This is a genomic window from Zobellia sp. OII3, from assembly GCF_002211465.1.
Lineage (GTDB): Bacteria > Bacteroidota > Bacteroidia > Flavobacteriales > Flavobacteriaceae > Zobellia > Zobellia galactanivorans.
This window is the reverse complement of sequence record NZ_MWRZ01000019.1, coordinates 16,352-29,117: the sequence shown is the minus strand read 5'-3', so window position 1 is coordinate 29,117 and position 12,766 is coordinate 16,352. Positions and strand designations below refer to the sequence as shown.

The following is a 12,766-nucleotide window of genomic DNA, read 5'->3' as shown; positions in this document are numbered from 1 at the left end:
GGGTGCCCGACGAGGTGCTCAAGAAGCACGGCGTGGAATACGATCCCGAATGGATCGCCAAATGTGTCGACCAAAGCAAAAGGAACGACATTGCCGAATGGGACGAAAATGGAAATCTTTTGACATAGTTGAAGGGCCGCTTTCTATAGCGGCCTTTAATTGTAACACCATATGGGGAAACCCATAGATTTAATTAAAATCGGAAAATGAAAAAAATTAGTGCATTTTTAATCATAGGCTTCCTTACCGTGTCCTTGTCGGCACAAGAGGTAGGCCTGCAGTTATACAGTTTACGGAATCAGTTTAAAACCGATGTTCCCGGTACGCTCAAACTTATCGAAGGATGGGGAATCACAAAAATAGAAGGAGGGGAAACCTATGGTCTTTCGCTAAAGGATTTCAAGAAACTACTAAAAACAAATCATCTTGATGTAGTAAGCGTAGGGGCCAAATTTGAAGAATTGGAAAAAAATCCACAGCAAGTCGTGAAAAATGCCAAGGCCTATGGCGCCAAATATGTCATGTGCGCCTGGGTACCCCACGATGATAATAAATGGGACTTGGAAGAGACGCAGCATGCCTCAAAGGTGTTCAATGCGGCGGGGAAATTGCTGAAAAAGAACGGTATCACTTTGGCCTACCATCCGCATGGATACGAATTTCGACCCTATGAAGATGGAACCTTGTTCGATTATATGGTTCAGAATGCTACGGACTATACCTTTGAGTTAGATGTGTTTTGGGCCCAACACGGGGGTGCCGATCCATTGGCCTTGATGAAAAAATATCCCTCAAAGTTTACCTTGCTTCACTTGAAGGATATGGAGAAAGGGGTAAAAGGGAACAACACGGGCCAAGAAGATCATGAGACCAATGTCGTCTTGGGGCAAGGTCAAGTAGATATTGCCGGTATTGTTGCCGAAGCCAAGAAACTGGGTATCGAATATATGTTCATTGAAGATGAATCTTCGAGAGTGGTAGAACAGGTGCCACTTAGTTTAGAATACTTAAAAGGGCTGGAGAAATAATCCCTTCCTTATGATTGAGACTTCAAGCCCCGCCTTAAAAGCGGGGCTTTGTCTTTTGTGGATAGAAACCGATACGCCCCGACCCGATAACCGAGGGAGAGGACCGCCGTAAAATCAAATGTGTATTTGCGGATAGGTTCGTTTTTTCAAGGAAAAAATACCTATCTTATGCAGGTATAAAATCAATATACTACTTATGTATTCCCACCCCGTTAAGCTATATTTTGTAGGTCTCTGTGCGTTTATTTTACTGCTCTGCGGCTGTAATGAAAAAGACCTTTCCGATAGTTACGATTTGGAAGGAACCTTACGCAAATGGCAGCCCGTGACCTTAACCTTCGAGGGTCCACAGGTATCGGAGACCGATTCTATAAATCCGTTTTTAGATTATTCCTTGGTCGTCAATTTTTCAAATAAGGATACCACCTATAACGTTCATGGTTATTTTGCGGCGGATGGGGATGCTGCAAATTCCAGTGCCGATGCCGGAAACAAGTGGAGGGTGAAATTTTCGCCCAATACCATCGGAATATGGAAGTTCAGGGCCTTCTTGATGGAAGGCAGGAATATTGCCGTCAAACAGTTTTCGCTTCCTAAAAAGAACGAATATATCTGGGATATAAAAGGGGAATTTGAAGTAGGGTCCGTAGACACTACCGCAGTTGGCTTTTACCGTACAGGAAAACTTGCATATAACGGAACACATTACTTAAAACAGAGTGAAACCCATAAACCCTTTTTAAAGAACGGGGTCGGTAGTCCGGAAAACTTTTTGGCCTATTCAGAATTTGATGGCACCTACGATAACGGAGGGCCTGCGACCCCCACACTGAACGATGGGCTCCATGAATATCCGACACATGTTGATGATTGGAAGGAAAACGATCCCGTTTGGGGCGATGATAGGGGCAAGGGGATAGTCGGTGCCTTGAACTACCTCTCGGGCAAGGGCATGAACAGCCTTTATTTTTTGGTCATGAACGAAAATGGCGATGGCAATGATGTATGGCCCTGGATAGCACCTGATGAACAGACCCGCTACGATGTCAGTAAACTGGACCAATGGGAAACCGTTTTTACCCATATGGACCGACTGGGCATGGCCATGAACGTATTTACCCAAGAAACGGAGAACGATACCGTTTTGAACCAGGGAGAACTAGGGCTGGAACGAAAGCTTTTCTACAAAGAGCTTGTAGCGCGTTTTGGCCATCACTTGGGAATTGTTTGGAATTTGGGCGAAGAAACCAACCGTAGCCCCGAACAGTTGAAAAGTTATGCCGATTATATTCGCAGTATAGATCCTTACGAACACCCCATAGCCGTACACAACCACGTTCGGGTTACGGGCGAACGGAGGGAAGGTAGGCCATTGGATCCCATTAAGGAAACGTTCACGCCCATGTTGGGGTATCGTAATTTCGAGATCCCCTCATTGCAGATGTACGATACTACCGAGGTACATAAAGAAGTAAAAAAATGGTTGGATCTTTCCAGAAAGAAGAAAAAGCCGTGGGTGGTCTACCTCGATGAAATCGGCCATTGGGACATAGGTGTTACCACCGATACCGCGGCAAACAACAATCACGATATGGTGATGCGCAGCAGCCTATGGGGAAGCCTTATGTCGGGCGCGGCCGGTACGTCGTGGTATTTTGGGGGTAAGGACGTTCCGAACAACGATATCTCTGCAGAGGACTTCAGGGCCCGCGATAACTGGTGGAATATCAGTGCGAATGCCAAAAAGTTCTTTGAAGACCATTTGCCTTACGAAACGATGCAGTGCCATGACGAACTTTTAAGTAATGATAAAGCCTATTGTTTTGCCAAGAAAGATGAGATTTACCTCGTATATCTTCCCAAGAACGAAACCACCGACTTGACGATTGGCGATGGCGCCTTTACCATTGCTTTTTATGACCCGAAAGAAGGCGGTATGTTGTACGATAAGCAAAATGAGGGATGGAAGATAACCAAGCCCAATAGTGTGGAGCTATCGGCCTATAACGGACAAAAAGGGAAAGATTGGGTAATTGTTATAGCTAGAAAGTAATATCTTGCGAATAAAGTTTAAAATCTAGAAACGGTAAGGTATCAAAGCTGGACAAGCCTTTTGTGCCAGACCGATAATTTATTTTTATGAGGAATTTTTGTAGTGCGCTTATCTTGCTCCTATGTTTCGTAGCATGCAAGGAAACAACATCTGGGAAAAAGGAAGCCGAACAACATGTAATGCCCTCTGCCCAAGCGGTGGATACCCTTCTAAAGGAAGAAAAAAAAACAGCCCCCAAAACCTTTCGCACCTTCGAAAATTTAGCCGATACCACCTTTGTTCGCCTGGCCGATTTTAGTGACGGTTTTGCATATGACCTACGCTATGCCACCAAGAATAATTTTTTAAAGGAAAAAGTCTACGATTGCGCGGAGTGTTATACCCGTGTTAAGACGGCAAAAGCACTATTGAAGGCGAACGAGGAATTTAAGAAGAGCGGGGTGCGGATAAAGTTCTTCGACTGCTACCGACCCAATTCGGTACAGTATAAGATGTGGAAGATCGTGCCCAACCCACAGTATGTGGCCAATCCTAAAAAGGGATCCATACATAATAAGGGTGGGGCGGTAGATATCACCTTGGAAACTTTGGAAGGGGAAGAACTCGATATGGGAACCGATTTCGATTTTTTTGGTAAGCGCGCCTATCACGATAATTTTGATCTGCCGGAAAAGGTGTTGGCCAACCGTAAACTCTTGAAGGAAACCATGGAAAAACACGGGTTTTGGTCGATACGTACCGAATGGTGGCATTATAACCTAAAGGCCGGCTCAAACGATAAGGTGGCCAATTTTAAATGGAATTGTAATCAATAACGAGCATTAAGAAGATGAAAAAAATAACACTGTTTATTGTATTGGCTATGAGTGTAAACGCTTTTTCGCAGGATGCCATAATACCGTTGTGGCCCAAAGACAAAATTCCCAACGCTGTCGCTTCTGACGAAAAGGAAGTCCATGAGCGAAAAGATATACTGCGTATCAGTAAGGTACAGGAGCCGACAATTGAAGTGTACTTGCCTTCAAAAAAGAACGCTACGGGGCAGGCTATGCTTATTTTTCCTGGGGGTGGTTACCACATTCTCGCCTATGATTGGGAAGGTACCGATGTAGCCAAGTTTTTGAACAGTAAAGGCATTGCCGGCATAGTGGTCAAGTATCGTTTACCTTCATCGGTATCTCAGACCAAGCAAGAAGACGTTCCGTTGATCGATGCCCAACGTGCCCTAAGATTGGTGCGTAGCAAGGCCGAAACCTTTCATATCGACCCCAATAAAATTGGCGCTATGGGCTTTTCCGCTGGAGGGCATTTGGCTTCCACTTTAGGGACCCATTTCGAAGAGAAGGTATACGCCCCAATCGATGCAATCGATGCCTTAAGTGCCAGACCCGATTTTCTGGCGCTCTGTTACCCGGTAATAACCTTTGATCAATCATCGACCCACAAGGGGTCGCAGTTTAACCTGTTGACCAAAAATCCTAAGCCGGGCGCGCTCGACCGGTTTAGTAATGAGAAACAAGTCACGGCAAATACCCCACCTACATTTTTATTGCATGCAACGGACGACAAGGCGGTACCGGTCGAAAATAGCTTGGCATTCTACAAAGCCTTGGTGGAAAACGATGTTCCGGCCACCCTCCATATATATCCGACGGGAGGCCATGGCTTTTCTTTGGGACTAAAGGATCCCTATTTAAGAACTTGGACGGACAACCTCTGTGAATGGTTAAGAAGCCTAGAGTAAGGCAACAAAAAACAGCAAGCCTTTTAGCTTGCTGTTTTTTGTTATATCGGCTTCGATTTAGAATTCATACGCCCCTATATCTATGGATTTCCCTTTTATTTTCCTAGGTTCTACACCATTTGGCGACTTAAACTGATATTCTAATTTTTTGACGTAGGCCGGAATTTCCATTCCGGAATCAATAGCTTTTGAACCGGTTTGCAGTTGATAGGCGTTAGCGGGATCGACTGAAAAGTCTTGATCCGGAACGATCATTTGCGCTACGGTTTCAAATGACAAGCTACCGCTGCTACAACGTTTTTGGTCTTCGCCGGTAAACCTGGTGCTATAGGCGGATACGGTGGCATCGCTGATCAAATTATTGGAAAATAGGTCGACCGACCCCGAGTTTCTTAGTACGCTCACCTGTATATTGGGATCGCTACTATCGTTCTCATAGTAGAGGATATTGTTGAAGGCTTCCAAGCTGCCTTCGCAAAAGGTTAGGTCAAAAAACATCTTACGGTAGCTTACTTTGTTGTTTCCTTTTAAAACAAAAGTATTGTTGTAGCAATACAAGGTCCCTTTTCTATTTCCTTTGCCATCGGGCGATGCGGAATCGACATCGTTTCCGTAATGCAAAATAGTACCGGCTCCCGGATTGCTTCCTTCTATGATATTACCCGCAAAATAGGTGGTCTTAAAGGAATCTAACTGCGGAAAGTAATCTACGGCATTTTCTGTTTCGGCAAGGTTGATCTGTCTTGCTGCAGGGCCGACAAAACGATTGTACATGATAACATCACCTGCCGACCGGCTTTTGTAGTTTGCTCCATGGGAACCTTCGCGAACGGGCCCGAATTGATTTCCTATGGAAACAAGGCCATCCGCCTCGATATAAATATTGTGTTGTTGGGAAACGTTGAAGGTGCCATTGCCTTTAATGATGTTGTTGTTCAACCGTACATCTATCAAGGGGTCTTTAGGGCTGTTATAGGCGCCGAAAATGCCATTTCCGTTATGTGTGATGATACAGTTGTTCACTTCGATATGGGCACCCCGCATATAAATACCGGAGGCGGCCCTTGAAAAGGGCTTTAGCTTTTCGGAACCCATTTCATATGTTTTTTGAGAGTCGTCTTCTTTGTATTGATGCGCCCCTTGTATCTGTAGGTTGCTGATATTGATATACTCTGGGTGGTTGTCGGATGTTGCGCTAATTATGACCATACCGAGATAGGCTATGGTAGAATTAAAATACGAACGGAGGTCAATGGGTCTTACCCTAGAATTTGTGCCGTCTAAAACAGGTAGTTTTCTATTTTCATCGGGAACCCCACAAACGCAGATCGGTTCGGTTTCAGTGCCTCGGGTACTTATGATGATACGTTCGTAATAGGGTTTGTCTTTTGCATAGATTCGAACGGCATCGCCGGGTCCTAAATTTTCGGTAGGGACATCGATAATGTTTTCATATTCTTTTCCCGGCCCGACTTCATAAAGTTTGCCATTGCCTTTGGCCTCGCAAATTTTTATGCTTCCGGTGCTAATATCGGGAGAATCGATTTCTTGCGCATGGTCTTCTTCGTCCTTTGAACACGCGATGCAAAAAATCAAAAAGAAAATGTAGGTCAGTTCTTTTAGAGCGTACTTCATATATACGGAAGGTTTGGTTAAAAAAATAACAACGATTTGATAAAAAAGATGTTGCACAGAAAATTGAGGAATTCTTTAAAAATAGGATGGATTATCTAAATAACTTTTATATTTTTGCAATCCGATTTCGGGATGTAGCGCAGTCCGGTAGCGTACACGCCTGGGGGGCGTGTGGTCGCAGGTTCAAATCCTGTCATCCCGACGTATAGGGTATTAAAATTAATTTTTTAATATGTAAATGAATGAAAACCAGTAAAATACATTTTTACTGGTTTTTTTTATGCCCGTTTGTGGGCATATTCATTAGTGTCCTATTTAGTGTCCTATTTTTTTAGGAAATAATTTCCTAAATTTATGCACATGCCCGTATTTGACTTTCGAGGCGATTTGGCTTTCGTTTAACTGATTTTTTAATTAAAAACGAAAGTGATGACAACTTCACACACATTGAACGTACATTTTTGGTTGAAAAGGACCTCGATCAGGAGGGATGGGACTTTTCCCATATATGCCCGTATCTGGATAGACAGTAAAGCTATCGATATAAGTACGAAGGAAACAATTTTGGAGAAGCATTGGTGCTCCAAAACCTGCCGTGCCAGGATCAGGACAAATAACGCAAGGTACATCAACGATTTACTGGATAATATAAACTCCGGAATCAAAAGGTCCTATAGGGAGCTTAGGGGCGAAGGGAGGGTGATTACGGCATTAGCGGTCAAGGAACGTTATTTAGGAAAGGACAAGGCGGTCTTGACGTGCAGAGACCTTATAGGATACCATAAGGAGAACGAGTTCCAAAAATTGGCTGCGGGTACCGTCAAAAACTATAGTGCCACCGAAAAGTACCTCATGCGCTTTATCAAAAAGCAATTTAAGTCCGATGATGTGTACCTGGCCCAAATCGATTATTCGTTTATTGTCAAATTTGAACACTATCTCCGCACTTGCCGTCCTTTGCAGAAGTCTCGGCCCTTGAACAACAATGGAATAATGAAGCATATGGAACGGTTACAGAAATTTATGACCGTGGCCTTTAAACATGGTTGGATCAAGGCACATCCATTTGCGCTGTACGAACTTAGGTTCGAAGAGTTCGACTGTCCATATCTAGAGCAGTTCGAGCTTGACGCAATGGCAGCGATACACTTGCCCAACAAAAGTATGTGCCTGGTTAGGGATGTATTCGTCTTTTCTTGTTATACGGGACTTTGCTACATTGAGGTAAGGAACCTGAACAGGAAGGATATCGTACAAGGGGTAGATGGGGAGGAATGGATCAAGGTCAGGCGCCAGAAATCGAATACTCCTGTAAGGTTGCCATTGTTGGACGAAGCCAAGTCCATCCTTGACAAGTACGCCGATCATCCGTCCATGGACAACGACTATACTCTTTTAAGGATGTTCAGCGACCAAAAGACCAACCAATACCTAAAGAGGATAGCCAAGCTCTGCCATATCGAAAAGAACTTGACCTTTCACGTGGCGCGTCATACATTTGCGACCACCATCGCACTTCTCAACGATGTGCCTATTGAGACCGTCTCCAAAATGTTGGGCCATACCAAATTGTCCACGACCCAAAAATATGCCCGGGTCATCGAAAAGAAAATCAGCAAGGATATGATGCAGTTAAGGACCAAGTTGAAAGACAATTCCAGCAAAGGATTAGAAGGCAAGAAGACGGCGTACGACCATTTGAAAATTGTATGAGTATACCTTCTAGCTGAAGTACATATACATAGATTTATTTGCGACAATCGCTTCACGCAAATATTTGGGAAGGATAAATAATAGAAATAGGGTGTCCTTGAATATTTCGGAAGAGCACGTGCTTTTAGTGTTCATAATAGTTCGGGTCAAGTTATATGAAACTAGCACCTTAATTTATTCTCAGGTATTCTTGTCGGATCAAAGTGATTTGATACGATAATAGCCCCTTGGTTAAGAAGGGGCTATATATTTAGTTTTGTTAAGGATGATAAGATTTGGGACATCTTTTCGCTGGCAAACATAATCGCTTTTCCTCGTTGGGTGGCGACCAATGATGTGAAAGTGATCAGGGATGTTGTAAGAGCACAAAAATGTACAGTGAGGGTACCGGAACATTGCCGGATTTGTAAGTCAGTAGTTGTAAGTATTTCAAAATGTCGCCCGAGGGAGGGCCTGGGAAAAATTACCCAAAGACATTGAACTACAATAGCCGTCGTTCCATCATAGCCAAGTCGTTAATAGATATAGAACGAACAATAGCCAGAGCGAAGCTAGGAAGAGAACAAAATATATGAAACCGAATCGCTTTCTCATGTAGCGGCAAATAAAATTAAAATTAATAAATGGAGCAAATTTAAAAATCAATGAAAATACCCTTGGACATGCCAATTTGAGGCTAACTGTTTAGAAATATCATATTTTTCGTTGTAAAGATTGAGTATTCGTTAACCGTCAATAAAGTGTGTGTCCTCTTTGACTAGGGTAATACGGCCGAGAATTTTATGATATTGTTAAAATTTTCAATAGGACCCATGCCACCTTATTTAACATCAAATAAAAACTGTAGTAATAGTATTACAACATGTGACGTATTGATTTATATAGTAAATTTTTCTACTTTAGTGTATTCGTATAAAAACAGCTAGATGTTCTACTTAATCTATATTTCAGAGGTTAGTAGCGATTTAGAATCCGCTGATACCATAGGTATGCTTGATCGGGCTATTACGAATAATTTGAAGACCAGTATTTCTTCTTGCTTGTTACGGTATAGAAGTAAATTTATACGGTATCTAGAAGGGGACATGGACGAAGTATTGGAGTTATTCGATCGAATTGAAATCGATAAGTTCCACACGGACGTTTCCATACTTTCCTTTGGTCCGATTCACGGCCGTGAGTTTAATACTTACGGACTCCATTATGAGCATTTTCGTGTAGACTATGATAATTATACATTTTTGAAGTTGTTACTTGACTCGTTTATTACCTCTGGGGAGGATGCCCTTGATCCCAAGCCGAGTTCATTACATTTTTGGTCTACGGTAAGGATGTTTTTGGAACAGAAAAATCAGAGCGGGAAAGAAAAGACCCGCACTTAAGAGGTTCATATCAACGATTTAGTTTGATTGACATTTTTAGTAAGTATCATCCTTATGTTGAACGTTGTTGTGTTCTCCCTGTTCGATTGCTTTATAATTGCTTCAGGAAAAGGTGTCCGTAAATTCCCTTATTTTTTTCCAGAACAAGACCGCAGTTTTATGTACCGGGTTCGTGAAGTCCGAGAGAATGGACACATTGGTTCTTAATCTTTCCAGGGCTTGGCTGTCTTTCCTTTCTATTTTTATTGGCAGATATGACATAGCGAACTGGGGAAAGGCACGCTCATCGATCGGGTTTTCAGAAAGAATATGGACCTCATAGTGTCGAGGATCTGATTTAACCCTGCTATACAGTTTTTTTATCTCAGTTTCAGGTCCTTCTAGGATCTGCACGCATTTACCTTTATAAGTAATGAGACAACCGGTAATATCTTTGGATGCATTATATGCTCCCGATGTCTGGACCATCGTGTCAATTTCCGAATCGGTTAGCGTTTTGCGGTACTTGGATATATATAGAAGTGTATACATTCCTATGGGGGTTATTAGTAGATGGACGAAGATGTATGATAAGGACTGAATGATTAAGGCCAACGAAAATCTGGGGCGGCAAAATATGTATTTTGCTTTAACTTCGATTGGGATATCAGCCAAGTATCATAACATTTCTAGCCATAGTTCTATTATTATAAAAAGTGATAATGAAGTAACTGTATTAGGAAATTACTAAAAAATTTATTGAATAAGTACATATTCCTTATTAATTCTCTTGAATGGTTTGCGTTATTGTTGATTCTTGGCGCTAATTATTTGAATATCCGTTATATAATGAAAATCTGAAATTTAAATTGTTGTATGAAGCACCAGCGATCTATTTCCTTTTTGTTCATACAGCTCCAACATCAATTTTTCATTATCGCCTAGAACGAACTTGGGAAGTACATAGACAAGACGCTTGGATTTACCCGTCTCAACCGTGGTAGGTAATTTGTATTTATACAGCACTTCCTGCCGTAATCTTTGAAAGGAAGCTTTCCGCTTCTTGTTTCCATTAGTTATGGAAACGTTGAGAAAATCAAGTTCAAAATCTATGCTGGACCTGTTGCTGATCTGAATGACCATATATACATGGGATGGACTATAGCTCAGACGGAGCAGATGGAGCTTGATTCCTTTTTTTCTATTGACGGCAATGGTCTGAGCAGGAGCTTCCAATAGCTGCTTGCAGTTTGCCTCGAATTCGGAGATCGGATTCCGTATAGAATCATGATCTTGCTTCTTTTGATCAAGTGGTTCCTTAGGGCGACTTTCATTCCCTAAACTTTCCCGCTGTTCGATAAAGTAATTGAGTTTTGGCAGACTGTCCGAAAACCTTAGGATGTAGGAATAAACGAGCCCATCGGTCGTGACGGTCAACAGATTACTGTCGGGACCCGGTTTCGCTTGAAGAAGTCCAAAATGTTGTTCCTTCTCGCGGTTGTAGGTGAAAACAAAATGAGCGGATCCAGTAATAGCTTGGCGAATGGGATCGGGAAAGAAGAGGGCAACATTCTTGCGATCATTGGCGCAAATGGTATCAAGTGCCGATTGTGCGGAAACACTGGTGGCCATCAGTGCGAAGATAAGAGTGACTATTGTTTTCATTACAGGCTGAGTTTATTCCGTAGTCCGGATATTTTAAGAATGAGTTTATAATTATCGGTTATCGTGACCTTTACGTTTCTATGGTTGCGCTGAAATATTTTCTGAAAACCGCTTACTTGGGGAACCCCGGCAATATTAATGTCGTCCACCATATCCCCTACGATTTCGCTCGTGACTTCCGCTCTAAAATTATTTTGGATATATATCCCCGCGCTGCCGTCTTGATAATCATATGCGGTCAGGTTTACCGGTTGATGGTTTATACTTTCAATATCTATTATAGCTCGATTGGGCTTAAAACTTACGAATCCATAGATAGGTGTATTTTTGGCAATGTGTTTGCCATAAATAAAGGCATCCTGAAGTAATCTCATCCGTAATCTATAATCGGTCTTTACGGTTTGGGTGCCATCCACAATGACATATATAAAGGTGTCCGAATGCCGTTTGACAAAGTCTTCGTTCTCTATGGGGCGAGAAGCAAAGAAAAGTTGGTGTTCCAGACCCATTTCTTTGGCCTCCACTTGCAGTTCCTTTTTAATATCCGCAGCACCAATGGTCTTTTCTGTTCGTTTATTTGAGTTTATCGGTCTGTTGGCGGTATTGCTAGTCTTAAGTGTGTGTTTGGAATATCGGATCCTACCTTGCTGGTAGATACTGTCTACGACCCTCTTTTTCTCTCTATCCAATAAATCGGGATCGTATACCCCTGTGGAATCCAACAACCGTTCATCATACATACTTGGTGCATTGTTTTGGCGCACTTCTTTCATGTCGTCCAAAGCATCCAATTTGGATGTGTACTCCTTCTGATTATCCTCAAGTTCCGGCAGGGGAATTTGATTGTTGGTAATAACGGGCTCTTCTTCTTCGTCCATTATTAGTAGGGTGTACCCTCCGATAAAGAGAAGAATGGACAATAGGACACCGGAAAAAACGAGTTTACTCTTTTTAATCTTCATTACTGATTTTTTTTAGGGTATTTTCGAAAAAGTTGGTTATCAATAAACCGTGGGTATTGTTCGGAAAGTTTCTGTCTACATGGGCCAACTCACCAGTGGTGGTCAATTCATAGGTGTCGGTTGTAGTTCCCCTGTTGATCTCAAAGATTGTTTTGGTCTCAAATGCATAGGGCTCCTGTTGTATATCGACCTTTGATTCAATATGAAGGACTTTTTGAACCAGCGAATATTGTAAAAGTCGATTATAGACTCCATCCGCTTTTTTTTGACGGTACAAGGCGTCCACCGAGCTATTCCCCAACCATAATGCCTTTTCCAGGTTCTTTCTAAAATTGCTGGCATCGATATTGTAGAAATAGGTGTGGAAAAGCTCAAGATGTGCCAAAGTTTCCACTTTTAGGTTTTCGCGCAGCGAAACCAATTGTAATGGAATGACACTTCCATCCGTACTTACCATAAAAGCACTGTTTACCGTTTCCTTATGAACTTTGATTACCATTAGAACGGAAACTGTACACGTCATAACAGCACCGATAACAGCGGTCAGAACAATGAAACGGTTCAGCTTCAGGACTTGATAAATATTCTTATAGGGTGTTTTCATT

General features: G+C 42.3%; 11 protein-coding genes, 1 tRNA gene and 1 pseudogene. 8 read left to right on the top strand and 5 right to left on the bottom strand.

The features are described 5' to 3' along the window. The 5 genes and pseudogenes from B4Q04_RS22565 to B4Q04_RS21895 form a co-directional block, all read left to right on the top strand. Positions 1 to 128: pseudogene (locus tag B4Q04_RS22565) on the top strand (gluconate 2-dehydrogenase subunit 3 family protein); the annotation flags it as partial. A gap of 78 nt (positions 129 to 206) precedes the next feature. Continuing rightward, the gene (locus B4Q04_RS21910; RefSeq protein ID WP_013994512.1) at positions 207 to 1,028 is read left to right on the top strand and encodes a sugar phosphate isomerase/epimerase family protein; all 822 of its coding nucleotides are present in this window, start codon (positions 207 to 209) and stop codon (positions 1,026 to 1,028) included. A gap of 196 nt (positions 1,029 to 1,224) precedes the next feature. Then, positions 1,225 to 3,081 (top strand): DUF5060 domain-containing protein, encoded by a 1,857-nt coding sequence (locus tag B4Q04_RS21905; RefSeq protein ID WP_088698119.1) that lies wholly within the window; start codon positions 1,225 to 1,227, stop codon positions 3,079 to 3,081. Between the two features lie 86 nt (positions 3,082 to 3,167). Beyond that, the gene (locus B4Q04_RS21900; RefSeq protein WP_088698118.1) at positions 3,168 to 3,896 is read left to right on the top strand and encodes a M15 family metallopeptidase; all 729 of its coding nucleotides are present in this window, start codon (positions 3,168 to 3,170) and stop codon (positions 3,894 to 3,896) included. A gap of 14 nt (positions 3,897 to 3,910) precedes the next feature. After that, positions 3,911 to 4,825 (top strand): alpha/beta hydrolase, encoded by a 915-nt coding sequence (locus B4Q04_RS21895; RefSeq protein ID WP_088698117.1) that lies wholly within the window; start codon positions 3,911 to 3,913, stop codon positions 4,823 to 4,825. A gap of 57 nt (positions 4,826 to 4,882) precedes the next feature. Here the strand turns inward: B4Q04_RS21895 and B4Q04_RS21890 are convergent, their stop codons facing one another. After that, positions 4,883 to 6,460 carry a hypothetical protein gene (locus B4Q04_RS21890; RefSeq protein ID WP_088698116.1) on the bottom strand — a complete coding sequence of 526 codons (1,578 nt, stop codon included), beginning with the start codon at positions 6,458 to 6,460 and terminating at the stop codon, positions 4,883 to 4,885. Between the two features lie 128 nt (positions 6,461 to 6,588). On the opposite strand from B4Q04_RS21890, the gene B4Q04_RS21885 reads away from it, so the two are divergent. The 3 genes from B4Q04_RS21885 (at position 6,589) to B4Q04_RS21875 (ending at position 9,555) form a co-directional block, all read left to right on the top strand. Further along, a tRNA-Pro gene (locus B4Q04_RS21885) sits at positions 6,589 to 6,662 on the top strand. A gap of 227 nt (positions 6,663 to 6,889) precedes the next feature. Beyond that, on the top strand, positions 6,890 to 8,173 hold the full coding sequence (locus B4Q04_RS21880; RefSeq protein ID WP_088698115.1) for a site-specific integrase: 1,284 nt from the start codon (positions 6,890 to 6,892) through the stop codon (positions 8,171 to 8,173). A 926-nt stretch (positions 8,174 to 9,099) separates the two neighbouring features. Then, entirely contained in the window at positions 9,100 to 9,555 is a 456-nt protein-coding gene (locus B4Q04_RS21875) for a BLUF domain-containing protein (RefSeq protein WP_088698114.1), read from the top strand. Positions 9,556 to 9,657: 102 nt separating this feature from the next. On the opposite strand, the gene B4Q04_RS21870 is transcribed toward B4Q04_RS21875, so the two are convergent. The 4 genes from B4Q04_RS21870 to B4Q04_RS21855 form a co-directional block, all read right to left on the bottom strand. After that, a complete protein-coding gene (locus B4Q04_RS21870; RefSeq protein ID WP_123772419.1) occupies positions 9,658 to 10,086 on the bottom strand; it encodes a BLUF domain-containing protein in 429 nt (142 codons plus the stop codon). A 312-nt stretch (positions 10,087 to 10,398) separates the two neighbouring features. After that, positions 10,399 to 11,199 carry a DUF4138 domain-containing protein gene (locus tag B4Q04_RS21865; protein ID WP_088698112.1) on the bottom strand — a complete coding sequence of 267 codons (801 nt, stop codon included), beginning with the start codon at positions 11,197 to 11,199 and terminating at the stop codon, positions 10,399 to 10,401. Next, positions 11,199 to 12,161: a conjugative transposon protein TraM gene (gene traM, locus B4Q04_RS21860; protein WP_088698111.1), complete on the bottom strand. Its 963-nt coding sequence runs from the start codon at positions 12,159 to 12,161 to the stop codon at positions 11,199 to 11,201. The genes B4Q04_RS21865 and traM overlap by 1 nt, the downstream gene beginning before the upstream one ends. Further along, positions 12,151 to 12,765, bottom strand: coding sequence for a conjugal transfer protein TraK (locus B4Q04_RS21855; RefSeq protein ID WP_088698110.1), 615 nt, complete (start codon positions 12,763 to 12,765; stop codon positions 12,151 to 12,153). The genes traM and B4Q04_RS21855 overlap by 11 nt, the downstream gene beginning before the upstream one ends. Position 12,766 lies beyond the last annotated feature (1 nt).

What these genes read in the sequence shown, in the direction of transcription:
- B4Q04_RS21910 (WP_013994512.1), top strand. Translation starts at nt 207, where the DNA reads ATGAAAAAAATTAGTGCATTTTTAATCATAGGCTTCCTTACCGTGTCC.
- B4Q04_RS21905 (WP_088698119.1), top strand. Translation starts at nt 1,225, where the DNA reads ATGTATTCCCACCCCGTTAAGCTATATTTTGTAGGTCTCTGTGCGTTT.
- B4Q04_RS21900 (WP_088698118.1), top strand. Translation starts at nt 3,168, where the DNA reads ATGAGGAATTTTTGTAGTGCGCTTATCTTGCTCCTATGTTTCGTAGCA.
- B4Q04_RS21895 (WP_088698117.1), top strand. Translation starts at nt 3,911, where the DNA reads ATGAAAAAAATAACACTGTTTATTGTATTGGCTATGAGTGTAAACGCT.
- B4Q04_RS21890 (WP_088698116.1), bottom strand. Translation starts at nt 6,460, where the DNA reads ATGAAGTACGCTCTAAAAGAACTGACCTACATTTTCTTTTTGATTTTT.
- B4Q04_RS21880 (WP_088698115.1), top strand. Translation starts at nt 6,890, where the DNA reads ATGACAACTTCACACACATTGAACGTACATTTTTGGTTGAAAAGGACC.
- B4Q04_RS21875 (WP_088698114.1), top strand. Translation starts at nt 9,100, where the DNA reads ATGTTCTACTTAATCTATATTTCAGAGGTTAGTAGCGATTTAGAATCC.
- B4Q04_RS21870 (WP_123772419.1), bottom strand. Translation starts at nt 10,086, where the DNA reads ATGTATACACTTCTATATATATCCAAGTACCGCAAAACGCTAACCGAT.
- B4Q04_RS21865 (WP_088698112.1), bottom strand. Translation starts at nt 11,199, where the DNA reads ATGAAAACAATAGTCACTCTTATCTTCGCACTGATGGCCACCAGTGTT.
- traM (WP_088698111.1), bottom strand. Translation starts at nt 12,161, where the DNA reads ATGAAGATTAAAAAGAGTAAACTCGTTTTTTCCGGTGTCCTATTGTCC.
- B4Q04_RS21855 (WP_088698110.1), bottom strand. Translation starts at nt 12,765, where the DNA reads ATGAAAACACCCTATAAGAATATTTATCAAGTCCTGAAGCTGAACCGT.